The organism is Pseudomonas azotoformans (genome assembly GCF_900103345.1).
Lineage (GTDB): Bacteria > Pseudomonadota > Gammaproteobacteria > Pseudomonadales > Pseudomonadaceae > Aquipseudomonas > Aquipseudomonas azotoformans.
Map to the genome: position 1 here is coordinate 5011008 of NZ_LT629702.1, position 26302 is coordinate 5037309.

27 protein-coding genes are annotated in these 26302 nt (G+C 59.9%); 9 read left to right on the plus strand and 18 right to left on the minus strand.

What is annotated here, in order from left to right:
- Nucleotides 1–120: 120 nt before the first annotated feature.
- Together BLR69_RS22815 and BLR69_RS22820 are read right to left on the minus strand one after the other, a co-directional pair.
- On the minus strand, nt 121–504 hold the full coding sequence (locus BLR69_RS22815; protein WP_071493165.1) for a PaaI family thioesterase: 384 nt from the start codon (nt 502–504) through the stop codon (nt 121–123).
- Nucleotides 504–2840, minus strand: coding sequence for a Tex family protein (locus BLR69_RS22820; protein WP_071493164.1), 2337 nt, complete (start codon nt 2838–2840; stop codon nt 504–506). The genes BLR69_RS22815 and BLR69_RS22820 overlap by 1 nt, the downstream gene beginning before the upstream one ends.
- A 357-nt stretch (nt 2841–3197) precedes the next feature.
- On the opposite strand from BLR69_RS22820, the gene ompR reads away from it, so the two are divergent.
- The gene (gene ompR, locus BLR69_RS22825) at nt 3198–3938 is read left to right on the plus strand and encodes an osmolarity response regulator transcription factor OmpR (protein ID WP_071493163.1); all 741 of its coding nucleotides are present in this window, start codon (nt 3198–3200) and stop codon (nt 3936–3938) included.
- 116 nt (nt 3939–4054) lie between these two features.
- Nucleotides 4055–5368, plus strand: coding sequence for an ATP-binding protein (locus BLR69_RS22830; RefSeq protein ID WP_071493162.1), 1314 nt, complete (start codon nt 4055–4057; stop codon nt 5366–5368).
- A gap of 125 nt (nt 5369–5493) precedes the next feature.
- On the opposite strand, the gene rimK is transcribed toward BLR69_RS22830, so the two are convergent.
- The 3 genes from rimK to rimA are packed head-to-tail and all read right to left on the minus strand — an operon-like array spanning nt 5494 to nt 7671.
- Entirely contained in the window at nt 5494–6399 is a 906-nt protein-coding gene (rimK, locus tag BLR69_RS22835; RefSeq protein ID WP_025855543.1) for a 30S ribosomal protein S6--L-glutamate ligase, read from the minus strand.
- Nucleotides 6396–6878 carry a retropepsin-like aspartic endopeptidase RimB gene (gene rimB / locus BLR69_RS22840; RefSeq protein ID WP_058424807.1) on the minus strand — a complete coding sequence of 161 codons (483 nt, stop codon included), beginning with the start codon at nt 6876–6878 and terminating at the stop codon, nt 6396–6398. Before rimB ends, rimK begins: the two co-directional genes overlap by 4 nt.
- Before the next feature lie 13 nt (nt 6879–6891).
- Nucleotides 6892–7671 (minus strand): S6 modification regulatory phosphodiesterase RimA, encoded by a 780-nt coding sequence (gene rimA / locus BLR69_RS22845; RefSeq protein WP_071496987.1) that lies wholly within the window; start codon nt 7669–7671, stop codon nt 6892–6894.
- 115 nt (nt 7672–7786) lie between these two features.
- Between rimA and BLR69_RS22850 the strand changes: the two genes are divergently transcribed.
- Nucleotides 7787–8194, plus strand: a complete 408-nt coding sequence (locus BLR69_RS22850) for an RNA-binding S4 domain-containing protein (RefSeq protein WP_058424805.1) — start codon at nt 7787–7789, stop codon at nt 8192–8194.
- 134 nt (nt 8195–8328) lie between these two features.
- Here BLR69_RS22850 and BLR69_RS22855 read toward each other — a convergent pair whose 3' ends face one another.
- Nucleotides 8329–9132: a phosphatase PAP2 family protein gene (locus tag BLR69_RS22855; protein WP_071496988.1), complete on the minus strand. Its 804-nt coding sequence runs from the start codon at nt 9130–9132 to the stop codon at nt 8329–8331.
- 104 nt (nt 9133–9236) lie between these two features.
- Between BLR69_RS22855 and hslO the strand changes: the two genes are divergently transcribed.
- Together hslO and BLR69_RS22865 are read left to right on the plus strand one after the other, a co-directional pair.
- A complete protein-coding gene (hslO, locus tag BLR69_RS22860; protein ID WP_071496989.1) occupies nt 9237–10139 on the plus strand; it encodes an Hsp33 family molecular chaperone HslO in 903 nt (300 codons plus the stop codon).
- A gap of 179 nt (nt 10140–10318) precedes the next feature.
- A complete protein-coding gene (locus BLR69_RS22865; protein WP_071496990.1) occupies nt 10319–11860 on the plus strand; it encodes a phosphoenolpyruvate carboxykinase in 1542 nt (513 codons plus the stop codon).
- 58 nt (nt 11861–11918) lie between these two features.
- Here the strand turns inward: BLR69_RS22865 and BLR69_RS22870 are convergent, their stop codons facing one another.
- From BLR69_RS22870 to BLR69_RS22895, 7 genes are all read right to left on the minus strand, one after another.
- Nucleotides 11919–12782 (minus strand): DMT family transporter, encoded by an 864-nt coding sequence (locus BLR69_RS22870; RefSeq protein ID WP_232000933.1) that lies wholly within the window; start codon nt 12780–12782, stop codon nt 11919–11921.
- A gap of 97 nt (nt 12783–12879) precedes the next feature.
- A complete protein-coding gene (locus BLR69_RS22875) occupies nt 12880–13236 on the minus strand; it encodes a DUF1493 family protein (RefSeq protein WP_071497230.1) in 357 nt (118 codons plus the stop codon).
- 277 nt (nt 13237–13513) lie between these two features.
- Entirely contained in the window at nt 13514–13984 is a 471-nt protein-coding gene (locus BLR69_RS22880; RefSeq protein WP_076955258.1) for a hypothetical protein, read from the minus strand.
- Nucleotides 13985–14106: 122 nt separating this feature from the next.
- A complete protein-coding gene (locus BLR69_RS30970) occupies nt 14107–14253 on the minus strand; it encodes a hypothetical protein (RefSeq protein ID WP_166794318.1) in 147 nt (48 codons plus the stop codon).
- A 25-nt stretch (nt 14254–14278) separates the two neighbouring features.
- Nucleotides 14279–14575 (minus strand): hypothetical protein, encoded by a 297-nt coding sequence (locus tag BLR69_RS22885; RefSeq protein ID WP_071496993.1) that lies wholly within the window; start codon nt 14573–14575, stop codon nt 14279–14281.
- Between the two features lie 301 nt (nt 14576–14876).
- Entirely contained in the window at nt 14877–15476 is a 600-nt protein-coding gene (locus BLR69_RS22890; RefSeq protein WP_071496994.1) for a putative adenosine monophosphate-protein transferase Fic, read from the minus strand.
- The gene (locus BLR69_RS22895) at nt 15476–15646 is read right to left on the minus strand and encodes a YhfG family protein (protein ID WP_010214072.1); all 171 of its coding nucleotides are present in this window, start codon (nt 15644–15646) and stop codon (nt 15476–15478) included. The genes BLR69_RS22890 and BLR69_RS22895 overlap by 1 nt, the downstream gene beginning before the upstream one ends.
- Nucleotides 15647–15821: 175 nt before the next feature.
- Between BLR69_RS22895 and BLR69_RS22900 the strand changes: the two genes are divergently transcribed.
- Nucleotides 15822–16997 (plus strand): tetratricopeptide repeat protein, encoded by a 1176-nt coding sequence (locus tag BLR69_RS22900; RefSeq protein ID WP_071496995.1) that lies wholly within the window; start codon nt 15822–15824, stop codon nt 16995–16997.
- A gap of 62 nt (nt 16998–17059) precedes the next feature.
- Here the strand turns inward: BLR69_RS22900 and BLR69_RS22905 are convergent, their stop codons facing one another.
- Complete coding sequence (locus BLR69_RS22905) at nt 17060–18109, minus strand: S8 family peptidase (protein ID WP_071496996.1); 1050 nt, start codon at nt 18107–18109, stop codon at nt 17060–17062.
- 163 nt (nt 18110–18272) lie between these two features.
- On the opposite strand from BLR69_RS22905, the gene BLR69_RS22910 reads away from it, so the two are divergent.
- Both BLR69_RS22910 and BLR69_RS22915 read left to right on the plus strand, forming a co-directional pair.
- Nucleotides 18273–20210, plus strand: coding sequence for a RecQ family ATP-dependent DNA helicase (locus BLR69_RS22910; RefSeq protein ID WP_071496997.1), 1938 nt, complete (start codon nt 18273–18275; stop codon nt 20208–20210).
- A 22-nt stretch (nt 20211–20232) separates the two neighbouring features.
- Complete coding sequence (locus BLR69_RS22915) at nt 20233–20667, plus strand: acyl-CoA thioesterase (RefSeq protein ID WP_071496998.1); 435 nt, start codon at nt 20233–20235, stop codon at nt 20665–20667.
- A gap of 35 nt (nt 20668–20702) precedes the next feature.
- Here the strand turns inward: BLR69_RS22915 and BLR69_RS22920 are convergent, their stop codons facing one another.
- The 4 genes from BLR69_RS22920 to BLR69_RS22935 all read right to left on the minus strand — a co-directional run bounded on the left by BLR69_RS22920 (nt 20703) and on the right by BLR69_RS22935 (nt 25646).
- Complete coding sequence (locus BLR69_RS22920) at nt 20703–21179, minus strand: glycine zipper domain-containing protein (RefSeq protein ID WP_058424794.1); 477 nt, start codon at nt 21177–21179, stop codon at nt 20703–20705.
- Between the two features lie 297 nt (nt 21180–21476).
- Nucleotides 21477–23825, minus strand: coding sequence for an FdhF/YdeP family oxidoreductase (locus BLR69_RS22925; protein WP_071496999.1), 2349 nt, complete (start codon nt 23823–23825; stop codon nt 21477–21479).
- Complete coding sequence (gene fdhD / locus BLR69_RS22930; protein WP_071497000.1) at nt 23822–24661, minus strand: formate dehydrogenase accessory sulfurtransferase FdhD; 840 nt, start codon at nt 24659–24661, stop codon at nt 23822–23824. Before fdhD ends, BLR69_RS22925 begins: the two co-directional genes overlap by 4 nt.
- Nucleotides 24662–24758: 97 nt before the next feature.
- Nucleotides 24759–25646: a LysR family transcriptional regulator gene (locus tag BLR69_RS22935; RefSeq protein ID WP_071497001.1), complete on the minus strand. Its 888-nt coding sequence runs from the start codon at nt 25644–25646 to the stop codon at nt 24759–24761.
- A gap of 132 nt (nt 25647–25778) precedes the next feature.
- On the opposite strand from BLR69_RS22935, the gene lysM reads away from it, so the two are divergent.
- Nucleotides 25779–26219, plus strand: a complete 441-nt coding sequence (gene lysM / locus BLR69_RS22940) for a peptidoglycan-binding protein LysM (protein ID WP_003187704.1) — start codon at nt 25779–25781, stop codon at nt 26217–26219.
- The last annotated feature ends 83 nt before the right edge of the window (nt 26220–26302 follow it).

A 26302-nucleotide genomic window follows, 5' to 3' on the forward strand; every position in this document is an offset into this window, starting at 1 on the left:
AGTCGATTTGACCCGCTCTGAATATGCCGACTTCACTCCATGAATTTGGCTACAGCGCAGCGAGAAAATTCCGACGCCGTTAGTGCAGCGCCGAAATTAACTCAAATCGGGGGTGGGGAGCTATAGGACAGCGAACGTGCCCTGTGCTTTTGCGACAAGTCTTTCGTCCTGATACACCTCCGCCTCGACCACCAGCGTGCGGCGGCCGGCATGAATCACCCGGCTGGTGCACAGCACGTCACCGTCCGACACGGCGCGGATGTAATTGATCTTGCACTCGATGGTCGCGCTCTGCTGGTCGAAACCATGGGAACTGGAACAGGCCAGCCCCATCGTGATGTCCACCAGGCTGAAAATCGCCCCACCATGGAGCTTGCCCGCGCGGTTGCGCAGTTGCGGCTCCAGGGTCAGGGCCACCTCGGCAACGCCTTCTTCAAGGCGTTGCAGGCGGCAGCCGATCAGTTCGCTGAAGGCGCTCTGGGTCAAGCCGGCCGGGATTTCCATCAACGTTTCTTCAGCTGTTTGGCGTTGGCGAACAGCGAGGCCATGGCGTTGTTGCTTGGCGCGGCGGTGGCGGTTTCCTTGCGCGGTGCGTTGTTTTCAGAGCGGTTCTGCGACTGGCGCGGTGCCGAGCCTGGGCGTGCGCCGCGGGCACCGTCGATTTTCTCGCCGGGGGTGTCGCTCATGCGCATCGACAGGCCGACGCGTTTGCGCGGGATGTCGACTTCCATGACCTTGACCTTGACCACGTCACCGGCTTTGACCGCTTCGCGGGGATCCTTGATGAATTTCTCCGAAAGCGCGGAGATGTGCACCAAACCGTCCTGATGCACGCCGATGTCCACAAAGGCGCCGAAGTTGGTCACGTTAGTCACCACGCCTTCGAGGATCATGCCCGGTTGCAGGTCCTTGAGGTCTTCGACACCGTCCTGGAACTCGGCGGTCTTGAACTCGGGACGTGGGTCGCGACCCGGTTTTTCCAGTTCTTGCAGGATGTCGGTGATGGTCGGTACGCCGAAGGTTTCGTCGGTGTACTTCTTGGGATCCAGGCGCTTGAGGAACGCGGCGTCGCCGATCAGCGAACGGATGTCGCGGTCGGTCTCGGCAGCAATGCGTTGCACCAGCGGGTAGGCTTCCGGGTGGACCGCAGACGCATCAAGCGGGTTGTCGCCATTCATGACGCGCAGGAAGCCGGCGGCCTGTTCGAAGGTTTTTTCACCCAGGCGTGCGACTTTTTTCAGCGCGGCGCGGGTTTTGAACGCGCCGTTTTCGTCACGATGGCTGACGATGTTCTGCGCCAGGGTGGCGTTGAGGCCGGAGATTCGCGCCAGCAGTGCCACGGAGGCAGTGTTCACGTCCACGCCCACGGCGTTTACGCAGTCTTCGACCACCGCATCCAGGCCGCGCGCCAGTTTCAGCTGCGACACGTCGTGCTGGTACTGGCCGACACCGATGGATTTAGGGTCGATTTTCACCAGCTCGGCCAACGGGTCCTGCAGGCGACGGGCGATGGATACCGCGCCACGGATCGACACGTCGAGGTCAGGGAATTCCTTGGATGCCAGTTCCGACGCGGAGTACACCGAAGCGCCGGCCTCGGAAACCATGACCTTGGTCATCTTCATGGCTGGGTATTTTTTGATCAGTTCGGCGGCCAGTTTATCGGTCTCGCGGCTGGCGGTGCCGTTGCCGATGGCGATCAGGTCCACCGCGTGTTTGGCGCACAGGGCGGCCAGGATCGCCAGGGTCTGGTCCCACTTGTTGTGCGGCACATGCGGATACACCGTGGCGTGGTCCAACAGTTTGCCGGTGGCGTCGACCACGGCGACCTTGCAGCCGGTACGCAGGCCCGGGTCGAGGCCCAGGGTCGCGCGCGGGCCGGCCGGGGCAGCCAGCAGCAGGTCGTGCAGGTTGTGGGCGAACACGTTGATCGCCTCGGTTTCGGCGCCGTCGCGCAATTCGCCGAGCAGGTCGGTTTCCAGGTGGGTGTAGAGCTTGACCTTCCAGGTCCAGCGCACCACTTCGCCGAGCCACTTGTCCGCAGGACGGTTCTGATTCTGGATGCCGAATTGTTGACCGATCATGCCCTCGCACGGGTGCATGGTGCCTGGCAATTCGTCGCCGACCTTCAGCGCGGAGCTGAGAATGCCTTCGTTGCGGCCACGGAAAATCGCCAGCGCGCGGTGGGACGGCATGCTTTTCAGCGGCTCGTCGTGTTCGAAGTAATCGCGGAACTTGGCGCCTTCTTCCTCTTTGCCGGCGATGACGCGGGCGCTGAGGATGGCTTCCTGCTTCAGGTAGCTGCGCAGTTTTTCCAGCAGGCTGGCGTCTTCGGCAAAGCGCTCCATGAGGATGTACTTGGCGCCTTCGAGGGCGGCCTTGACGTCGGCGACGCCTTTTTCTGCATCAATGAAGCGGGCGGCTTCAACTTCCGGGGCCAGCGACGGGTCGTTGAACAGACCGTCGGCCAGCTCGCCCAGGCCGGCTTCCAGGGCGATCTGGCCCTTGGTGCGACGCTTCTGTTTGTACGGCAGGTAGAGGTCTTCGAGGCGGGTCTTGGTGTCGGCGAGCTTGATGTCGCGCTCGAGTTGTGGGGTCAACTTGCCCTGTTCCTCGATGCTGGCGAGGATGCTGATGCGCCGTTCGTCGAGTTCTCGCAGGTAGCGCAGGCGCTCTTCCAGGTGACGCAGTTGGGTGTCGTCGAGGCTGCCGGTCACTTCTTTACGGTAACGGGCGATGAAGGGCACCGTGGAGCCTTCATCCAGTAGAGCGACGGCCGCTTCGACCTGTTGTGGGCGTACACCGAGTTCCTCGGCGATGCGGCTGTTGATGCTGTCCATAAAACCACCTGAAATTCTGAAAAGCAGCTCGCAGGCCCGGAAAACAAGGCCCTGGGAGGCTGGTTGAGCGGCCCGACTGGCGCCGCTGCCTGGGTCAAGAGGCAGCCTATTGACCCTCGAAATCGAAAAATTCGCGACAAGCGGGTGAAAAAAGCCTCGGCAGCAAACGGTAACGATCTGACGTTGCCCTGCACGGCGGCGGCGCATTATAACCAGCGTTCTGTCCTTGGGGGGGATTGCGCCCACGGTTGTAGGGCGCGGGTACGCTGGCGGTAGAGGAAAAATCTGCTAACAATGCACACGGTGCGTATAACGGCAGCTAGGCCATAATGCGCGCCGAGATAAGAGGAGCATCCAATGAGCAGCACTGCACAAACTGCTGAAGGCGAAAAAATTCTCATCGTTGATGATGATCCGGGGCTGAGCAGCCTGCTGGAGCGTTTCTTCAACTCCAAGGGCTACCGTGCCCGCGCGGTGCCGAACACCGAGCAGATGGACCGCCTGCTGGGGCGCGAAGTCTTCAACCTGGTCGTACTCGACCTCATGCTGCCCGGTGAAGACGGCCTGAGCGCCTGCAAGCGCCTGCGCGGCGCGAACAACCAGATTCCAATCATCATGCTCACCGCCAAGGGTGATGAGCTGAGCCGTATCAAGGGCCTCGAACTGGGCGCTGATGACTACCTGGCCAAGCCCTTCAACCCTGACGAGCTGATGGCACGGGTCAAGGCCGTACTGCGTCGCCAGGCCCCGCCGGTGCCGGGCGCACCGGGCAGCGAAGACGAAAGTGTCACCTTTGGCGACTACGAACTGTCGCTGGCGACCCGTGAGCTCAAGCGTGGCGATGAAGTACACATGCTCACTACCGGCGAATTCGCCGTGCTCAAGGCCCTGGTGATGAACGCTCGCCAGCCGCTGACCCGCGACAAACTGATGAACCTGGCCCGTGGCCGGGAATGGGACGCACTGGAGCGTTCTATCGACGTGCAGATCTCCCGACTGCGTCGGATGATCGAGCCGGACCCCTCCAAGCCGCGGTATATCCAGACAGTGTGGGGCGTGGGTTATGTGTTTGTGCCGGATGGCAACAAAACCAGTTGACCGATGATTTGCAGTACGGGCCTCCCGGTGCCTGACTCCACGAGGGTCGACGGGATGCCCGGCGTCTGCAATTCTGCGAGCGCCGCTCGTTTCTGCAAGGTATCCAGCTGTCTTCTATGAAAACCCCGTTGTGGTTCCCCCAAAGTTTCTTCTCCCGCACCCTCTGGCTGGTGCTGATCGTCGTTCTCTTTTCCAAAGCACTCACGCTGGTTTATCTGTTGATGAACGAGGACGTGCTGGTAGATCGACAATACAGTCACGGCGTAGCCCTGACGCTGCGTGCCTATTGGGCGGCTGACCCGGAGAATCGCGAGAAAATCGCCAAGGCTGCGACGCTGGTACGTGTAGCAGGAGCGGGTGTGCCGGAGGGCGAGCAACATTGGCCCTACAGTGAGATCTACCAGCGCCAGATGCAGGCCGAGCTGGGTGAAGACACCGAGGTGCGGTTGCGCATGCATGTATCGCCGGCATTGTGGGTGCGTGCGCCGAGCCTGGGTGAGGACTGGTTGAAAGTGCCGTTGTATCCACATCCGCTGCGGGGGCAGAAGATCTGGAACGTGCTGGGTTGGTTCCTGGCGATCGGGTTGCTTTCCACCGCGTCGGCGTGGATTTTCGTTCGACAGCTCAACCAGCCGCTCAAGCGTCTTGTGTTTGCAGCCCGCCAATTGGGCCAGGGGCGAAGTGTGCGCCTGCCGGTCAGCGATACGCCCAGCGAGATGACCGAGGTGTATGGCGCGTTCAACCAGATGGCAGAAGACGTCGAACAGGCTGGGCGTGAGCGCGAGTTGATGCTGGCGGGGGTCTCCCACGACTTGCGTACACCATTGACGCGATTGCGCCTGTCGCTGGAGTTGATGGGCAACCATACCGATCTCACCGATGATATGGTCCGCGACATCGAGGACATGGACGCGATTCTCGACCAGTTCCTGGCGTTTATCCGCGATGGCCGGGACGAGATCGTGGAAGAAGTCGACCTGACGGACCTGGTGCGTGAGGTGGTCGCGCCCTATAACCAGAACGGTGAACAGGTGCGTATGCGCCTGGAGCCGATCCAACCGTTTGCGCTGCGTCGGGTATCTATGAAGCGCCTGTTGAACAACCTGATAGGCAACGCCTTGCACCACGCCGGTTCCGATGTGGAGGTGGCGGCGTATGTGTCTGGCGACAGTGCAGCGCCCTATGTGGTGCTGAGTGTGATGGACCGGGGGGCGGGCATCGACCCGGATGAGCTGGAAGGCATCTTCAACCCCTTCACCCGAGGCGACCGTGCCCGGGGTGGCAAGGGTACTGGCCTCGGGTTGGCAATTGTGCGGCGGATTGCCTCGATGCATGGTGGCAATGTTGAGTTGCGCAACCGCGAAGAGGGTGGCCTGGAGGCGCGGGTGCGCTTGCCGCTTGGGCTGATGTTGCCCCGCGACGCGGTCTAAGCACCGACACAGGTCAAATGTGGGAGCGGGCTTGCCCGCGAATGCAGGGGGTCAGTCGATACATATTTGACTGATCCACCGCTTTCGCGAGCAAGCCCGCTCCCACACTGGTTTGTGGCGGTTGATCAGCCCTTGCCCTTGGTCCTGGTCATATTCGGCCCACCATTCTTCTCCAGATGCTGAATGATGATCCCCGCCACATCCTTCCCGGTGGTGGTCTCAATGCCTTCCAGGCCCGGCGACGAATTCACCTCCATCACCAGTGGCCCGTGGTTGGAGCGCAAGATATCCACCCCCGCCACGGCCAACCCCATGACCTTGGCCGCCCGCAGTGCGGTCATGCGTTCTTCCGGGGTGATCTTGATCAGGCTGGCGCTGCCGCCACGGTGCAGGTTGGAGCGGAACTCCCCCGGCTTGGCCTGGCGCTTCATCGCCGCAATCACCTTGTCGCCCACCACAAAGCAGCGGATATCCGCACCGCCAGCTTCCTTGATGTATTCCTGCACCATGATGTTCTGCTTGAGGCCCATGAACGCTTCGATCACCGATTCCGCCGCCGTCGCGGTTTCACACAGCACCACGCCGATACCCTGGGTGCCTTCCAGCACTTTGATCACCAGCGGCGCGCCATTGACCATGTCGATAAGGTCAGGGATGTCGTCGGGGGAGTGGGCGAAGCCAGTCACTGGTAGGCCGATACCGCGGCGCGACAGCAGCTGCAGGGAGCGCAGCTTGTCCCGTGAACGGGCAATAGCGACCGACTCATTAAGGGGAAACACCCCCATCATTTCAAACTGGCGCAACACTGCGCAGCCATAAAACGTCACCGAAGCACCGATACGGGGGATCACTGCATCAAACCCCTCCAGCGGCTTGCCCCGGTAGTGGATCTGCGGCTTGTGACTGGCAATGTTCATATAGGCACGCAACGTGTCGATCACCACCATTTCGTGGCCACGTTCGGTGCCGGCCTCAACCAGGCGGCGGGTGGAATACAGACGCGGGTTTCGCGACAGCACAGCAATCTTCATGCAGCACCTGGGGCAGATAGGGTAGAGACCGGGAACACCGGCTTGTCTTGTACGTACTTGATACCGGGATTGACCACCAACTGGCCGTCAATCAAGGCTTTGGAACCCAACAACAGGCGATATCGCATGGCTTTGCGGCAGGCCAGGGTAAATTCCACTCGCCATACCCGATCACCCAGCGCCAGCGTGGTGCTGATGACATAGCGCACCTGCGCATGGCCATTGGAGCTCTTGATGGTTTTCATCGTCACCAGCGGCGCTTCGCAGCGGCGGTGACGTAATTGCACGACGCTGCCCAGGTGCGCGGTAAACCGCACCCACTGCTCACCGTCACGCTCAAACGGCTCAATGTCGGTGGCGTGCAGACTTGAGGTGCTGGCACCGGTGTCGATCTTCGCGCGCAGGCCTGCCACTCCCAAGTCGGGAAGTGCCACCCACTCACGCAGACCCACAACGGTCAAATGGTCAAATGTCTTCAATATGGATAACCGATCAATTCGCCCAGGCCTGAGGGGATACCTCGGCCAGGGCTTTAAATGCAGGCTTGGCGAACCAGTAGCCTTGCATCAGAAATATTCCACAGTCGGAGAGAAAGTCCCGTTCGCCGGCACTTTCGATGCCTTCGGCGATGACAGTAACCCCCAACTGCTCACAGATTGTGACAATCCCCTGGACGATGACCTGACGGACACGGTCCTGATCAACATCGCGGATCAGCGCCATGTCGAGTTTGATCAGGTCAGGTTGGAAATCGGCCAGCAGGTTCAGCCCCGAATAGCCCGCGCCGAAATCGTCGATGGCGGTCTTGAAGCCGAATTCGCGGTATTCACGCAGAATATTCGTCAAATGGCGATAGTTATCTACATGCTCGCTTTCCAGGGTCTCGAAAATCAGCTGGTTCAACGGAAAATTATGCGCGCGAGCTGCCTCCAGGGTGCTACGGATGCACAGTTCCGGGCGGTACACGGCATTGGGCATGAAGTTGATCGAAAGGTGGGTTTGCATGCCCAAGGTCGCCGCACCGGCTATCGCCTGGGTTCGGCAGCGTTGGTCGAAGCGGTAGCGGTTGCTTTCGTTGACCTGGTTTAGCACCGACAGCGCCCCCTCACCTTGCGTGCCACGCACCAGAGCTTCGTGGGCAAAGATCGAATGGTCCCGCAGGTCTACGATAGGCTGGTAAGCGAACGCAAAATCGAACCCGAGGGGCTCGCTTTGCTGGCAACCCACACAGCGCTGGTTGGGCGAGGTGAGTGAAAGGGGAAATTCGGTCACAGCATACCTCGCGAAAACAGGGTGCTACCTGGCGTATCTTAGGTGAGCCTGGGGGTTTATGCGTTGAAGGGTTTCAACGGTAAAGTTGCGACATTTTTCAGAGCGAGGAATTCAAGTGGCTCAAAAGCAGGAAGAGGAAGAAAAGGTCCGTCTGGACAAGTGGCTGTGGGCGGCGCGTTTCTATAAAACCCGTGCCCTGGCCAAGGCCGCCATCGAGAGCGGCAAGGTGCATCATCGTGGCGAGCGCTGCAAGCCGGGCAAAGAGCCACGTGTCGGTGATGAGTTTCAGATTCGTGCAGGGTTTGATGAAAAGACGGTCGTGGTTCAGGCGCTTTCCATCGTTCGTCGTGGCGCACCTGAAGCGCAAGCGTTATACGCCGAAACCGAAGCCAGCATCGCCAAGCGTGAAAATGCGGCCGCGATGCGCAAGGCCGGTGCCACTGGCATGACCACCGATGGCAAGCCGAGCAAGAAGCAACGCCGCGACCTGTTCAAGTTTCGCGGCAGTGGCAACGATGACTAGCCTCAATCGAACGGGGCCTTGTGGCGAGCCGGCTTGTTGTGGTGAGCGGGCTTGCCCCGCGCTGGAGTGCGCAGCGCTCCCGCTTTTTTGGGGCCGCTCCGCAGCCCAGCGCGAGCAAGCTCGCTCACTACAAATTATTGCGCAGGCCTGACGACGCTCATTCGCCCCACTATGGGTAAACGAGCAGCCAGCCCAAACACCGGCGCCGTCACCCGTAACAACCCACTCGAAACCTTCGCCGCAAACGGTGTGTAGTATCCCCAGCCCAGCGCCAACAGCGCCAGCAACACACCGCCGATGTAATCGTCCTGCCCCCAATGTGCCCCCGCCACCAGGCGCGGCATCATGAACAGCAGCGCCAGGCCCCAGATCACCAGCACCTGGCCGACGCGCTTGGCGAACACGGTCATGAACATCCCCCAGATCAACAGCACCGAGGCATGGTCCCCCGGGAAGCTCTGGCTCGAGCGGTCCTTCAATTCCCAGGTCTTTTCCAGGCCAGGGAAGTAGTCGCTCATCTGGATCGCCCCGCTGATTACCATGGACGGGCTATGGTGTTGCCAGCCCATGTGCGCAGCGAGTTTGGAAAACAGCATGCGGATAAACAGCAACAGCAGCAGAATGCCGACAAAACCTAACATGGCCTGGCGCACGTGTACGGCCTTGAACACCCAATCGCCGCGAATCAACAGCATCAGCAGAATCACCCCGACCACCGCATCGAACGGTCGCAAACTCGCTACAGCCCACACGTGCAGCCATGTGGAGTTGGTCGCAAGAGGGCCGTTGAGCAGATGAAACAGCCACTCGTCGAACATCACACACAGCATCTGGCCCGTGGGCCACAGCCAAAAACACAGCAACCCGACAGCGAGTAGATTGCAAACGGCCCATCGCCCGAGGTTCCACTTGGCTTGGAACAAACCCGGATTGTTCATAAACTGTCCCCCACGGCTTCAGAAAGCTGCACCAAAACGGTGCTAAAGCGTTTAATTCTATAAACCTTGTAATCAATTTGTCATCAATTCAGATACCCAGACCTATGACTGATCTACCGGATACCGACTTCACCCAACGCTTCATCTTCGACGAGAGCGACGCCCGCGGCGAGCTGGTCTCGCTGGAGCGCAGCTATGCCGAAGTCCTCGCCAAGCACCCCTATCCGGAGCCGGTCGCGCAACTGCTCGGTGAACTGATGGCAGCGGCAGCGTTGCTGGTGGGCACCATGAAGTTCGATGGTTTGCTGATTCTGCAGGCGCGCTCCGAAGGCCCGGTGCCGATGTTGATGATCGAATGCTCCAGCGAGCGCGAAATCCGTGGCTTGGCCCGTTATGAAGCCGACCAGATTGCGCCGGATGCCACCTTGTCCGACCTGATGGCCAATGGCGTGCTGGCGATTACCGTCGACCCGACCGAAGGCCAGCGCTACCAGGGCATTGTCGACCTGGACGGCGAAACCCTGTCGGAGTGCTTCACCAACTATTTCGTGATGTCCCAGCAGGTGGGCACCAAGTTCTGGCTCAACGCCGACGGCAAGCGCGCCCGTGGCATGCTGTTGCAGCAACTGCCGGCTGACCGCATCAAGGATGAAGATGAGCGCACCGACAGCTGGCGCAAGCTGACTGCCCTGGCCGGCACCCTCACCGCTGAAGAGCAACTGGGCCTGGACAACGAAACCATCCTGCATCGCCTGTACCACGAAGAGGCCGTGCGACTGTTTGACGCACAGGGCCTGCGCTTCAACTGCAGTTGTTCGCGTGAGCGCTCGGCCAATGCGCTGGTCAGCCTGGGCCTGGAAGATGCGCAAAACCTGGTGGTTGAGCACGGCGGCCATATCGAGATCGACTGCCAGTTCTGCAATGAGCGTTACCTGTTCGATGCGGCCGATGTAGCGCAATTGTTCGCCGGTGCAGGCATCGACACGCCTTCCGACACCCGCCACTAAAACGTTTAAGCACAGGTAAATCACCTGACAAACGCCGGATTAGCGCAGTTCTGACGGGAGGGCCCTACTCTTTTTGGGCTTTTCTGGCATAATCCGGCCCACTTTTTTCGCGGTAGTAGTGCGCAACTTTCTACTACAAAACGTTTGGAGCACTCGGCCATAGGCCGACGGGGAACCTCATGACGCAAGCCAATAACGCCGTATACACCGATCTGAGTGTTGACGATCTGGTCAAAGAAGCCCTGCAGCGCGGTGAAGGCGTGCTTGCCGATACTGGCGCGCTGGTCGTAGAAACCGGTCACCGTACCGGCCGTTCGCCAGTCGATCGTTTCATCGTTGAAGAGCCTACTACCCAGGCTTCCATCGCCTGGGGCCCGATCAACCGCAAGTTCCCGGCCGATAAGTTCGATGCCCTGTGGGCTCGCGTCGAGGCATTCAACAACGCGCAAGAGCATTTCGTTTCCCACGTTCACGTAGGGGCTGCCGAAGACCACTACCTGGCTGTGAAAATGACCACCCAGACGGCCTGGCAGAACCTGTTCGGTCGTTGCCTGTTCATCAACCCGGCCCAGTACAATCCGGCCGGTCGTGAAGAGTGGCAAGTGCTCAACGTGGCCAACTTCGAGTGCGTGCCAGAGCGTGACGGCACCAACTCCGACGGTTGCGTGATCCTCAACTTCGCACAGAAAAAAGTCCTGATCGCCGGCATGCGCTACGCCGGTGAAATGAAAAAAGCCATGTTCTCGGTGCAGAACTTCCTGCTGCCGGCTTCCGACGTACTGCCGATGCACTGCGCCGCCAACATCGGCGAAGCAGGCGACGTGACCCTGTTCTTCGGTCTGTCGGGCACCGGCAAGACCACCCTGTCCGCCGACGAAAGCCGTTACCTGATCGGTGACGACGAACACGGCTGGGGCGAAGGCGTGGTGTTCAACATCGAAGGCGGTTGCTATGCCAAGTGCATCGACCTGTCCGAGAAGAACGAGCCGGTCATCTGGAAAGCCATCAAGCACGGCGCCGTGCTCGAAAACGTGGTGATCGACGACGCCAAGCACGCCGACTACACCAACGTCAGCCTGACCCAGAACAGTCGCGCCGCCTACCCGCTGGAGCACGTGGCCAAGCGTTCCGAGAAGAACCTGGGCGGCGAGCCAAACGCGGTAATCTTCCTGACCTGCGACCTGACCGGCGTACTGCCACCGGTGTCGATCCTCAGCGAAGAACAGGCGGCCTACCACTTCCTGTCCGGCTACACCGCGCTGGTGGGTTCGACCGAAATGGGTTCCGGCGGCGGCATCAAGTCGACCTTCTCCACCTGCTTCGGCGCACCGTTCTTCCCGCGCCCGGCTGGCGAATACGCTGAGCTGCTGATCAAGCGGATCCGTGGCTTCGGCTCCAAGGTCTACCTGGTCAACACCGGCTGGACCGGCGGCGGCTACGGCGTCGGCAAGCGCTTCAATATCCCGACTACTCGCGGCGTGATCGCAGCGATCCAGAGCGGCGCGTTGGTCGGTGCTGAAACCGAACACCTCGACACCATCAACCTCGACGTGCCATTGGCCGTCCCGGGCGTTGAAACCGGCCTGTTGAACCCACGTAACACCTGGGCCGACAAGGCTGCCTACGACGAAGCAGCAAAGGCGCTGGCCGGTCTGTTCATCGAGAACTTCAAGAAGTTTGAAGTGAGCGATGCGATCAAGGCGGCAGGTCCTAAGTTGTAAGAGACAGTCGTTGTGAAAAAGCCGCCTCTTGTGAGGCGGCTTTTTTGTGCGCGGCAGGTTAGTCGGCGATATGTAAAACCACCGCGCCGACCAGTACGAGCGCAACCCCCAGCACCTGCACTGCCGATAACCGTTCCTTGAAAAACACGAACCCCAGGATCGCCGCGATCCCGCCCGACAACGTACTGATCACCGTCACCACCGACACCGACCCCGCCATCGCCCCCCATGAAAACGCCGAGAACCCGCCGAGGTTCATCAAGCTTGCCCCGGTCAGCGTCGCGCAGTTTTTCAGCGGTGGGATTTTCAGGCCGTCCTTGATCTTCAACACCATCACCACCAGCACGCACAATCCAACCAGGTAACCCAGCCACAGCATGGTGATCGGCCCCAGCGCCGGCAATGTGTAGCGGCCTTGCAGCCAGAAACTGGTGCCATACAGCAAGGCGGCGAGCATGGCATAGGCGATGGACAGGCGTGGATTGTCGTGGGGGACGCGGTTGTCCTTGTGCTGGCTGGAGAGGATCACGCCGAGCACACACAGGGCGATACAGCCCAGTTGCGTCAGGTTGATGTGTTCACCGCTGGCCCAGGACAGCAGGGTGGTCACTACACCGTAGGAGGTCACCAGCGGCGCCACGATGGCGGCTTTGCCCAGGGCGAAGGCCTTGGACAGTGCAAGAGCACCGGAGACGGTGAGCAGGGCGGCAGCGATGCCCAGCAGCCAGACGCTCAGCGCGGCGTCGAGGGCTTTGAACAGGAAGGTCGGAAGGATGACCAACAGCAGGGTCATGATCAGGAAACCCAGCGCCTGACCGAAATACACCGCGCGTTTTACGCCCACGGCACGGGCGTTGAGGCCCACGAGAAAATCCGTGCCGCCCCACAGCAGGGCGGCCAGCAGGCCCATTGTTACGTCCATGTAAGGTCCTTGTTGTTTTGAGCACGCTCATCAAATGTGGGAGGGGGCAAGCCCCCTCCCACATTTGAGTACCGGTGTGCCTGGGATTTGTGTTCGCTCAGCTCAGGTTTTCCAGGGTCTGCGTGTCCCAGCTGTGGGTCTTGATCGCCAGGTAGAGCATGCCGATGGTCAGCGGCACTTTTTCGCCGCGCCCCTTGGCCCGACGCTTGAGAAACACATCGAACACCGGCGGGTTGAAGTAACGATAAGCGTCGTAGTCACCCAGGTCGAGGGCAAATTCCTGCTCCAGCGCTTCCATCAGCTGCTTGGCCTCACTGCCGTCGCAGCCCAGGTCGAAGTTGATCGAGGTTTGCAGGCGGATCGTCTTGTGTTTAGGCAGGCCGATTTCTTCGTGCAAGAGCTGCAGGAGTTGTTGCATGACGGGGTCTTCGGGGAAGTTGGGGGCGAGGTTCATGGTGGGGGCACGCAGGAGTGGGTGAGGGGATCGGTTGCGGTGGATCTGGTATTGGTTTCGAGTGAGGAAGAGTGCCAAGCCTATCAAGAATACGAAGACAGGTAGGAAAGGCATTCTGAGGATCACCGCGACGTAGGGTAGTAGGAACGTCAAGGTGAAGCCTGTTGCAAGGAATGTGAGGGCGAAGCGCTTTCTGAGGACGGGGTCGGTGATTTGGTAGTGCAGCACCAGATAGAAAATGAAAAAAACGACGGATTGCAGGTACAGGGCCATGTGATTAAGGCTCGTCCGAGTAGACATGCATTGATAGTGTTGACCGCTGAGGACCTATGCCGCCTCTCACACTGGCATCCAGACCAATGATGATATCCCCTGCGTGATACCTGCGAAGCTTGCTGTCAATCGTATCGCGAACAAAGCCTGCCGTAGCTGCAGAGATTACAATTGCTGGTGCTGCAACCGCTCCAGAGATTATTTGCTTGATCAGTATGTTTTGGTCGTTAAACCGATCGGCTTGATTGCGCCTTAGTGGGTACGAAATTGCGATCGCCATTTCGCATGGCAAATCTCTAGCCAGCATTCTTTCGTAAAGTCTGCGTACATGATCGCGAACTTGCTGTGCTGCCGCTTTTGCTTCCAGCAAGCACAGATTGACTAAAGCCTGCTGGTTGCTACGTACAACAGTGAAGCGAATCACTGTGAATATCACACCGTGGTGGCCGATATGTTGAGTCCTTTCGATGTTCACTTGTATTTGCCGGGGCTGTTGAAAGGGCGCCAGTTTCAGTCAGAGAAAGGTGAGATTTATAGAGGGGTGGGCAGGAGTTTTAAGCAGTTTCAGAAGGGGATGTCGCGGTATTTGGAGGTTTCTTACAGGGCTTTCCGGGATTTTTTGTTTGGCAGTGATTTTCGGTAGTTAAAGCGTTCAGTTGTAGGAGCGAGCTTGCTCGCGAAGAACCCCAGGGCGCCGCAGTTTTCCGGGTTTACCGCGTCATCGTTGACGATCTTCGCGAGCAAGCTCGCTCCTACAAAAGGTTAGAGCTTAGGTGTAAGGCTTTTGAGGTTGTAGCTGCACGTGCTGAGCTGCTTCCAGCAAATCACAGCCGTCCTGAACGAGCAGGTACAGGGCGTTAGTGATGTGGGAAATGTCTTTGAGGTCTGCGTGTTCGAATGTCAGGCAGGAGAAGGTTTCCAGCAAGTCTGTGGCAGCGCGGATGCGTTGATGCGCGGCGGACTGGATGTCTTCGGCTTTGGCTTGAGTGTCGATGATAAGCGGATGGGTGTCGGTGAAGTTGGTGCGTAGCTGACGATAGCGGTCCATCGTTTCAGGTATTTGCATTTGAAGGTACTCGGTTTGCTGTTAAGTAACCGACATCACCGTGGCCAAACGGTGGGTGGCGGACTGTGCGCGGGTTGGCCAGCCGGAAACAGCACTCCGGCACGTCCGAAGACGTCCCCCACACAGCCGCCATAGCACTGCGATACGAGACGATAGACGTTCGAAGAGTAAGTAATGGCACTTATGTGTGCTGTTTTTCGAGTGACCAAACCCGGCCGCTGATTTGGCAGCGACGAAGCGAACCTTAGAAGTGAGCCAGTTTCCGGGCAATAAACAGATGGTTTAACTGTGCACGGTCCGCTCAGGCACCGACCGGCCTACTGACACACCGCTCAAAAATCGCCTCCAACCCCCGATAATCACAGGCCACCGCATCAATATTCGCGGGTATCCACGCCGCGTGTTTCACCAGCCACCAGTTCACGGAAAACCCGGCATTCACGATGATCTGCTCGAACAAAATCCGCTGCGCCCGGCCGTTGCCTTCGCGGAAGGGGTGGATGACGTTGAGGTCGCCATAGGCTTCGGCAATCTGCGTCACCAGCTCGGCCTGGCTCGCCCCGACATACCAGTTCGCTGCCTCCATTTGCCGGATGATCTTCGCCGCTTCCGGCGGGATGCGTTCCGGGGTGCAGAACAGGGTGTCGCCTTTCTGGATGTTGACGCTGCGCAGTTCGCCGGCCCAGTCGTAGAGGTCGTTGAACAGGACGCGGTGGATGTGTTGCAGGCGTTCGAGGTCGTAGGGCGGCGGGAAGAGGGGGAGGTTACCTACGGCGATTTCGGATAACTCCCGCTCGGCCTGGTGCAGTCGGGTTTCATCGAGCAAATCGAGGCGGTTGCGCAGGACGCTGCTACCGGGATAGCAGTACGGATCCTGGCCCACCCCGTATTTGTCGAGCATCAGCGTGGGCTGTTGCGGTACTTGGCAAGGACGGCTTCGCGGGTCGGCAAGGGTTTGTCGACGTCGGCCGGTTGGGTGTCGAACCCTTCCAGGCGCAGGCTGGCCAGGTAATTGGAACGGCGGATCTTGTGGTAATGATCCTGTTTTTGCTCAAACGTCGGTTCGCTCATGGCAGCGTACTCCTGGGTAGCAAGGCTTGATTGTAGCGCAATGCTTCAACAGGCAGGCGGGATAAAAACCACGTCACATTCTGTATAAATAATCCGCCAGCGAGCGCATTTAAGAGTATGTTTCAGCGCAAAATCTTGCAGGGCGATTCCGCCCGCTACTTAAAGGGAGTTAAGCATGGGTTTGCTGCGTGTCGCTTCGGCGATGTCATTGTGTGCGGTCGCGTTTTCAGTCCAGGCGGCGCAATTGCCGATTGAAGTGCTCAGTGCGGTGGTCAAGGACCAGAAGATCGCTGACGCCGAGGTGTTGCTGCAACGCAACGGTGCGCAGAACGTCGTGGGCCGCACCAACGCCCAGGGCCAGGTGACCCTCACCAGCGAAGCCGCAGACGACGCCACCAATCTTCTGATCATCAAGAAGCCTGGCTACTCGAACCTGGTGGTGAAGTGCCCGTGCGCCGGCATGACGTATGCCATCAGCCCGGTGATGGAAAACCTCGACGGCCTGCGCGTTGTGTTGACCTGGGGCAAGACCCCGGAAGACCTCGACTCCCACATGATTTTCCCTGGCAACAATATCTACTTCGAGAACAAGACGGGCACCGACGCCGAACTGGACGTGGATGACGTCGACAGCTACGGCCCGGAAACCATCACCCTGCAGAAAAAACACTACGGCGAAAGCTACGTGTATGCCGTGCATGACTTCACCAACGGCGGCAATCCCGGTTCGCGCCAGCTGTCCAATAGCGAAGCCAAGGTGTTCGTGTACATGGGCCAATCGCTGGTGCGCACCTACTACGTGCCGAAAAACCGCAGCGGTAACCTGTGGACCGTGTTCCGCATGACCGGCAGTGGTGACTTCCAGGACATCAACACCTTCAGTGGCGTGACGGTTAACGCGGCGAACGTGCTCAACGAAGTCAAACCGTTGCTGGATGACAGCGTGGCCGTTACCGCTGTTGCGGTCAGTTCCTCTGCACAAGCCGATGCGAAACGTCTGAACCTGCAAGGTGAAGCGGCCTACCAGGCCGGCAAGCTGGACCAGGCCATTGACCTGTTCCGCCAGGCTATCGAACTGGACAATGGCTTCGGCAAGGCCTACGGCAACCTGGGCCTGGCGTATCAGAAGGCCGGCAACACCGCCGAGTCGATCTGGGCCAACCGCAAGGCTATCGCCCTCGCCACCGGCGCGAACGCTGCGACGGTGCGAGCGGGCGCCTACTACAACATTGCGCGGATCTACGAAGCGGCGGGGCAATTCCCGGATGCGTTGCGTCACTATCAGTTGGCCAAGGAGCAGAAGGCTAACCCGGTGTATGACACAGCGATCGAACGGGTGCAGAACCACTGATACACAGCGACAAATGTTCTACCGACAACGCGCCTCAGGGCGCGTTGTTTGTTTGGGCACGATTACAGGCGCGAGGCAGCGTCCAGGTCCATCAACCCACGCCCATAGGCTTCGCTGTTGGCGTAGATTCCTGTTCGATTGGCGGTGCTGAGCAGGCGGTCACGCACTTGTTGCGGCGTCATTTCGGGAAAGCGACTTTGTAAGGCCGCCAAGGCGCCGCTGACCAGCGCGGCGGCCGGCGAGGTGCCGGCCGTTGGCCCGTAGCCGCCGTCCTTGTGGGTGGTCAACAGCCCTGCACCGCCGTCACCTCCCGGCACCGCGATGCACCAGCGCGCCGCGAGGCCGCAATAGTTGGACTTGAGATTGATAGTCGTGCCGTCGCTCTTGAGGGCCATGACGGCTATCCAGCCCTTCTCCAGTTCGGGCACCAATGCCGGCAGGCCGGGCTCGGCAAGCGGTTCACGCTTGACCTCATTGCCGGTGGAAAACACAAACACCGCACCCTCGGCGACCAGCTTTTTCGCCACGTCCAATGAGTCCCCCATCAAGCGCTCATAGATGGGAACTTCGTTGGTGTTGGCTTCGATGGGGTTGGCCCATGAGTTGCTGAAAATCCGTGCGCCCTTTGTGTGTGCGAGGGTCCAGGCCTGGGCAATTTCACGGTCGAAATAGAACGGCTCCTGGTCATCGCCGAAGCGCATGGGAATCAACTGGGCGTTGAAGGCAATGCCGTGGATGCCCTGGTCGTTCTTGTTGGCGGCGAGAATGCCGGCCATCTGGGTGCCGTGGCCCTTGATATCGAGAGTGCCTGGTTGGTGTTGCACGAAGTCGTAGCCGGGGTCGGCCACGCGGCCGTAGAACTCAGGCAGGTCCTGGTTCAGGCCTGAATCGATCAGTGCCACTTTGACACCCTGGCCTGTGCCTCCTCGTGCGTAGAGTGCTGATGCCTTAACGATCGGCAGGGCCTTTTGCGCCAGGTACTCGAGTGTTTCAAAGCGCTGTGTATCCGGCTCGGCGGGCTTTGAGGAGGGTGGGGTGACACAACCCAGCAGCAGCAGGGGCAGTGTGAGCAGTACCAGGCGTAGCGATGAGATTACTGGCTTGTGCGACATTCACGACTCCGTGTCGGGGCTGGTGATCAGGCGTGTTAATGTCTTCGTTTTTGCGTCGGCTTGCTGGTTTTCTCTGTATCAGTTTGTAGCGTTTATCCCCGACCTATTCTCGATCGCTGACCTATGTTTTTGACTCCCCCAGCGGTCAATGGAGTGACAGCCTATGCATGACACCCTCCAACAGGTCTTTGGTTACCCACAGTTTCGCCTGGGCCAGGAAGAAACGGTCAGCGCCATATTAGCGGGGCGTTCGGCGGCCGCTATTTTCCCTACCGGGTCGGGCAAATCCCTGTGTTACCAGCTGTCGGCGGTGTTGCTGCCGCACCTGACGCTGGTGGTATCGCCGCTGTTGGCGTTGATGCAGGACCAGTTGGGTTTCCTGCAGCGCCATGGCATTGCGGCGGGCAGTATCGACTCGGCCCAGAGCCGCGATGAGGCCAATGAGGTCATGGCCCGTGCGCGGTCGGGCGAACTCAAGATCCTGATGATTTCGGTGGAGCGCTTGAAGAATGAACGCTTCCGTAACTTCCTGCAAAGTGTGCGGATCTCGTTGTTGGTGGTGGACGAGGCCCACTGTATTTCCGAGTGGGGCCACAACTTCCGTCCGGACTATCTGAAGCTGCCGGACTACCAGCGCCAGTTCAATATCCCACAAGCACTGCTGCTGACGGCGACAGCCACACCCAAAGTGATTGCCGACATGCAGGCCAAGTTCGCCATTGCCCCGGGCGATGTGGTCACCACGGGCTTCTACCGGCCCAACCTCAACCTGCTGGTGGAGCCGGTCAGCGGTGCAGACAAGCGTCGCCGGCTGGTGCAGTGGATGAGTGAGCGTGTCGGCCAGCCGAGCATTGTCTACGTCACCTTGCAAAAAACCGCCGAGCAGATTGCCGAGCACCTCAATCGCAACGGCATCCAGGCCGAGGCCTATCACGCGGGCCTGCCCCACGATAAACGCGAGGGCATCCAGCAGCGCTTCATGGGTGGTCGCTCCAATTGCATCGTCGCCACCATCGCGTTTGGCATGGGCATCGACAAGAGTGATATCCGCAACGTGGTGCACTTCGACTTGCCCAAGTCCATCGAGAACTACAGCCAGGAGATCGGCCGGGCGGGGCGTGATGGGCAGCCGTCCGACTGCCTGGTGCTGGCCAATCGCGACAGCCTCAACGTGCTGGAAAACTTCGTCTACGGTGATACGCCGGAGCAGGAAGGTATCCGGCGGGTGCTGGAAGAGTTGCAGGCCGCGCGGGGTGATGGGCAGTGGGAGTTTTTGCTCAGGTCCTTGTCGGACCACAGCAATATCCGCGAGCTACCGTTAAAGACGCTTTTGGTGCAGTTGGAGCTCAAAGGCGTCATCGCGCCGCGTTACGCGTTTTACGCTGAGTACCGTTTCAAATACCTGGTCGAGCCTGAGGTTCTGCTGGCGCGATTTTCCGGTGAGAGGCAGCAGTTTGTTGCAGCGATCATCCAGGTGTGCAAACGGGCGAAGACCTGGGCGACCGTGGATTTCGATGCACTGTATCAACAGCACAATGCCGAGCGCGGACGGGTGGTGAAGGCGCTGGATTACTTCCAGGAGCAGGGCCTGATCGAGTTGGAAAGCAAGCAGATGACTGAGGTCTACAGCCTGCTGGAGACCGATTTCGATCCACAGGTATTGAGCGCTGAGTTATACACAGGCTTCAAGCAGCACGAGGTGGGAGAAGTCGCGCGGATTCACGCGATGCTCGATCTGTTCGCCACCGAATACTGCCTGGGGCAGCGACTGGCGAAGTATTTTGGCGATGAAAACGCGCCGCAGCGCTGCGGGCATTGCTCGGTGTGCCATGGCCATATTGCGCATCTACCGCCGCCGCCGGGCTTGCCGCCACTTGTGGATAAGAACTTCATGGGGCTGTGCGGTGATTTTATCCACAGGCATCATGAACACACCGGGCAACTGCCTGGGGCGGAACGCCTGACGCGTTTCCTTGGAGGCATCAGCGTGCCGCTGTTTACCAAGTTGAAGGCGCGGGGCATTCCGGGTTTTGCTGTGCTGGAAGACTACCCCTATGCCGAGGTACGCGAATGGGCCCAGACCCATCTGAATGATCTGTAACTCACTTTCTCGAGATGACCCGATGCCTGACACCGTGCCGCAACGTGCCGATTACCCTCACTTCCAGCCGATCATCACGCGCTGGCACGACAACGATGTGTATGGCCATGTGAACAACGTGACCTACTACAGCTTTTTTGACACGGCAGTGAATACCTACCTGATCGAGCAAGGTGGTTTGGATATTCATGACGGTGACGTGGTGGGGTTTGTGGTGAGTTCGGCGTGCGACTATTTTGCGTCGATCGCCTTTCCCGAGCGCATTGAAATCGGCCTGCGGGTAGGCAAGTTGGGCAACAGCTCAGTGCAGTACGAGTTGGCGGTGTTCAAGGCGGGCGAAGAAGAGGCCTGCGCGGCGGGGCGGTTTGTACATGTGTTCGTGGATCGCGGGTCGAACCAGCCGGTGACGATTCCGGGGCGGTTGCGCGAAGCGTTGCAGCGGTTGGTCACTCTGTAGGAACCGGCAAGCCGGCTCCTACAATGGGGCAATTATTAGTCGCGGTAGTGATGCTTGTTCTTGCGATGCCCATAGGCATGACCGCGCCCACGATGATCATCACGGTCATAACGACGGTGATCACGCCCGCGGCTGCGACGGTCGTCGTCATCGCTCTTGTTGCCCATGTAGTTACCCAGCGCGCCACCTGCACCACCGCCAGCCGCTGAGCCGATCAGTGCGCCGGTGCTGCCGCCGACACTGCGGCCTACAACGTTGCCGCCCGCCGCGCCCAATGCGCCACCAATGGCGGCTTCACCACGGCTGCGCTTGTCGGCGCCCACCGCACTACCGCCCGCGCCACCCAAGGCTGCGCCGATGGTCGAACCGGTGTTGCCGCCTAGCTGCTGGCCAACGACCGAACCTAGAACCCCGCCCAATGCGCCGCCCACACCGGCTTCGGTGGTGCCACCGGCCATGGCTGCGCCACTGACCAGGCCAAGGGACAACAAGAGAATCGAGGAGAACTTCATTAGGGAGACCTCAAGAGGATGACGGCGCGATCCTGAGGCTGTATCTGGATTGTGACAATAGAAATCCGACCAGTAGCACGAGTTGTACACAACTCCATAACTTACTGTTTTTACTAGGGAACTTAAGTCGAATTCGTGAGTCTTTAGCTACTTCGGAACGGCCGCTTTTATGCAAAAGCGGCCTTTTTTGTGCCCGAAATTCCTTTGGCGGGTAATTCCCTGTGGTGAGCGGGGCAAGCCCGCTCGCCACAACAAGCCCGCAAGCCAATAAAAGCCTACCCACCACAACAGTCATGATCAGGCCGAGCGCGCCATGATCAAGCCGTTGTCACTTGCCGCTTCCAATCGGATCGCCACGAACTTCGACGTCGGCGTATGGCTGCCATCCCCGGTGCTTTCCAGCGGCACCAGCGGGTTCACTTCCGGGTAATAAGCCGCAGCCTGCCCCGCCGGAATATCAAATGCCAGCAAGGTGAAACCCTTCACGCGACGCTCACGGCCGTCTTCCCACAGCGACACGATGTCCGCCTTTTGCCCCGGCTTGAAGCCCAGGCGGATGATGTCGGCTTCGTTGACGAACAACACGTCACGCTGGCCTTTGACCCCACGGTAGCGGTCGTCCAGGCCATAGATGGTGGTGTTGTACTGATCGTGGGAGCGCATCGACTGCATGATCAGGTCCGGTACGCGGCCCGTAGCGTGGGTGCGTTCGTGGATCAGGTCCTTGGGCAGGATATTCGGGCGGAAGTTGGCGCGGCCCGACGGGGTGTTCCAGCGGCGCGCGCCCGCGGAGTTGCCCAGGTAGAAACCGCCCGGATGCTTGATCTTCTCGTTGAAGTCCTTGAAGCCGGGAATGGTATCGGCAATCAGGTCGCGGATGCGGCTGTAGTCGGCCACCAGCCAGTTCCAGTCCACCGGCTTGCTGCCCAGGGTTGCGGCAGCGATACCGGCCAGGATGGCTGGTTCGGATTTCATGAGTTTCGACAGCGGCTGCAACTGGCCATTGGAGCCGTGGACCATGCTGAATGAGTCTTCCACCGTCACCGCTTGCGGGCCTTCGGCCTGGATATCGATGTCGGTACGGCCCAGGCACGGCAGGATCAGCGCGTCTTTGCCGTGCATCAGATGGCTACGATTGAGCTTGGTGCTGATCTGCACGGTCAGGTCGCAATTGCGCAGGGCTTCAAAGGTGCGCGGGCTGTCCGGTGTGGCTTGGGCGAAGTTGCCGCCCAGGCCGATAAACACCTTGGAGCGGCCTTCGAGCATGGCGTGGATAGCTTCCACTACGTTGTGCCCGTTTTCACGCGGCACCTGGAAGTGGAAACGACGCTCCAGGGCGTCGAGGAACGCCACCGGTGGGCGTTCGTTGATGCCCATGGTGCGGTCGCCCTGCACGTTGCTGTGGCCGCGCACCGGGCACAGGCCGGCGCCTGGGCGGCCGATATTGCCGCGCAGCAGCATCAGGTTGGCGATTTCCTGGATGGTCGGTACCGAGTGGCGGTGCTGGGTGATGCCCATCGCCCAGCACATGATCACGTTCTTGCCTTTGGCGTACATGCGCGCCGCTTGCTCGATCTCGACCAGGGTCAGGCCGGACTGTTCGACGATCTCATCCCAGGAGGTGTCGTCGATCTTGCCCAGGTAATCCAGCACGTTGGCGGTGTGTTCGTTGAGGAAGTCGTGGTCGAACACGGCCTCCTTGCCTTCGGCCTGGGCCTGGCGTTCCCACAGCAGCAGGAACTTGGCCATGCCGCGCAGGATGGCCATGTCGCCACCCAGCGCCGGGCGGAAGTAGGCGGTGTTGGTTGGCTTGTCGCCGTTGGTGAGCATTTCCAGCGGGTGTTGCGGGTGCTGGAAGCGTTCCAGGCCGCGCTCTTTAAGTGGGTTGATGCACACCACTTGGGCGCCGCGTTTAACCGCTTCGCGCAGTGGTTCGAGCATGCGCGGGTGGTTGGTGCCGGGGTTCTGGCCCCAGACGAAAATGGCGTCGGCATGTTCGAAGTCATCAAAGGTCACGGTGCCTTTGCCGACGCCCACGCTTTGCGCCAGCGCAACGCCGCTGGCTTCGTGGCACATGTTCGAGCAGTCCGGGAAGTTGTTGGTGCCGTAGGCGCGCACGAACAGCTGGTACAGGTAGGCTGCTTCGTTGCTGGCGCGACCCGAGGTATAGAACTCGGCCATGTCCGGGCTGGGCAGGGCGTTGAGGTGCTTGCCGACCAGGTCGAAGGCCGCTTCCCAACTGACGGGTTGGTAGCGGTCGGTTTCGGCGTCATAGCGCATCGGCTCGGTCAGCCGGCCTTGATATTCCAGCCAATAGTCGCTCTGTTCCAGCAAGGCGGTGACGCTGTGCTTGGCGAAAAATGCACCATCCACGCGGCGCTTGGTGGCTTCCCAGTTAACCGCCTTGGCGCCGTTTTCGCAAAACTTGACCATGCCGCTTTCCGGTGAGTCACCCCAGGCGCAGCCCGGGCAGTCGAAACCGCCGTTCTGGTTGGTCTTGAGCATCATGCGCAGGTTTTTCAGCGCGTTGTCGCTGGTCAGCCAGGCCTGCGCCACGCTGATCAGTGCGCCCCAGCCGCCGGCCGGGCCTTTGTAGGGCTTGTAGCGCGGGGTCGGGGTTTGGTCGGCTTGGTGATGCTGGCTCATGGCTGGTTCTCCATCGCAGGGCTATAGACCCGCGGCGCACTTTTCTGCGGCAGGTGGATGAGATTGAGGTTATGCCGGCGCGCCCATTGCAGGGCGAGGCCGGTGGGTGACGACAGGCTGACCAGGGTCTGGATACCCGCGCGCAGGACTTTCTGGATCAGCTCCAGGCTGCAACGGCTGGTAACAATCGCCAGGCCGCCTTCGGTCGGAATCTTTTGGCGGATCAATGCGCCGATCAATTTATCCAGGGCGTTGTGCCGGCCGATGTCTTCGCGGCCCAGCAACAATTCGCCCCGACCGTTCATGAATACGGCGGCATGTACGGCGCCGCTGTACTGGCCCAAGGGCTGGAACGCGCTGATGCGTTGGCGCAGGCCATCCAGCCACTCGGCGGGCGGCAATGGCGCACCCGGCAACACGTCGAGGTCGGGCAGCGCTTGCTCGACCGCTTCCACGCCGCACAGGCCGCAGCCACTGGTGCCGGCCAATTGGCGGCGCTGCTGCTTGAGGTTCCAGAAGGCGCGGCTGGAGATCTGCACCTGAGCGTACTGGGCAGAGCCTGATCCGCTGAGCTTTAGGTCATAAATGTCGCTAACGTCGGCGATAATGCCGCTGCCGATGCTAAAGCCGACGATAAAGTCTTCCAGGTCTGTCGGCGTCACCAGCATTACCGCTTGGCTGATGTCGTTGTAGGCAATCGCCAACGCCACTTCCTCGGCCAGGGCTGTGCTGGCAGATTCCGTGTGTTCGAGATTGCAATACTGGTAGCTCTGGCTGGCGGCGGGCGCTGGCGTTTCAAGAGCGGGCGCCGCGCAGACTGGGCGCTTGGCGTTCATGGGGCAGTACCACCGGCAGATTGATCAGTGTTTAGACTAGGCGCGACAAAGCGTCGCGTCTAATTGCCAGTACTGATCTACCGATAGATGACGTCGATCAAGACTCGTTTTGCGATTTCTGATACAGCGCGAAACACGCCTCGGCCAACGCCGAGCGCGGTGCACTGCGGCGCATGATCAAGCCCAGACGGGCGAGTGTATGGGCGTCTTCGATCGGCTGCAGGCGCAGATGCTCGGTGAGTGCGTCCAGGCCACCATCCAAAGGCATCACGGCGCAGCACAGGCCGCCATGCACGGCTTGCAACAACTGATGGACGGCATCGGTCTGCAACAGCGGCTGCGGGTTGAGCCCACGGCTGTGGAAGTTGTGGTCGATGGACTGACGAAAGTGCATGCCGCTGGTGAGCATGCCCAGGGGCAGTTCGATGAGGGCTTCCCAGCTCAACGGCGTGTCGCCAAAGCTGAAGAAGCGTTGGTCGTAAAGCAGGCCCATGCGGGTTTCGCCCAAGGCCAGGGAGTCGAAGCGCTCGTTGTCCAGGCGCTCCAGGTAAGACACGCCCAGGTCCAGGCGATTGCTCGCCAGTTGCTCAAGGATCTGTTCGGAGCTGAGCGCCGACAGCTCGAAGCGCAAGTTCGGGTGCTCTTTATGCAGTTGCTGCATCAACGCCAAGGGATCGAAGCTCGACAGCGGCACCACGCCCAGGCGCAATGTGCCGACGAGGTTGCCGCGACAGGCGGCCGCTTCGGCCTGCAAACCGTCATACGCCGCCAGCACCGTGCGCGCCCAGGCAAGCACGCGTTCGCCGGGGGCGGTAAAGCCCTCGAAGCGCTGGCCGCGATTGACCAAGGGCAGGTCCAGCTCTTCTTCAAGGCTGCGCAGGCGCATCGACAGGGTCGGTTGAGTGATGTGGCAACGCGCCGCCGCCTGGCCGAAGTGACGCGTCTCGTCGAGGGCGATGAGGAATTTCAGCTGCTTGATGTCCATCTTCGCTCCAGGGCTTATTCCAATGGCGGGGGGATTCTAGCGCGTTTGGGTCTTTTGCCGGGCTGGAACCCAAGTCTGTAGGACTGGTCTAGTCTTGGGCATCTGGAATTCAATTAACAAGGAGCGCGCACTATGAGCATTTTCAGCTTTATCAAGGAAGCCGGCGAAAAGATTGTCGACCTGTTGACGCCGGGTAATGCAAACGCCAGTGAGCAGTTGAAGGAGCACGTGTCCAAAGTGGGTCTGGGTAATCCGAATGTGCAGACCACGGTGGATGGCGACAAGGTGACCGTGACCGGTGAAGTCGCCACCCAGGAAGAGAAAGAGAAGATCCTGCTGGCGCTGGGCAATATTGCCGGTGTGGCCAGTGTGGATGACCAGATCACCGTAACCGGCCCGGCGGTTACTGCCGCCCGTTTCGTCGTGGTGAAAAAGGGCGACACACTGAGCGCGATTTCCCTGGCGGTGTATGGCAACGCCAACCAGTACAACAAGATCTTCGAAGCCAACAAGCCACTGTTGTCGCACCCGGACAAGATTTACCCAGGGCAGACACTGCGTATTCCTGAGTAAAACGCAGGACGAAAGGTGGGAGGGGGCTTGCCCCCGATGGTGATGTGTCAGTGACTGAATGTGTCTCTGATGCACAGCAATCG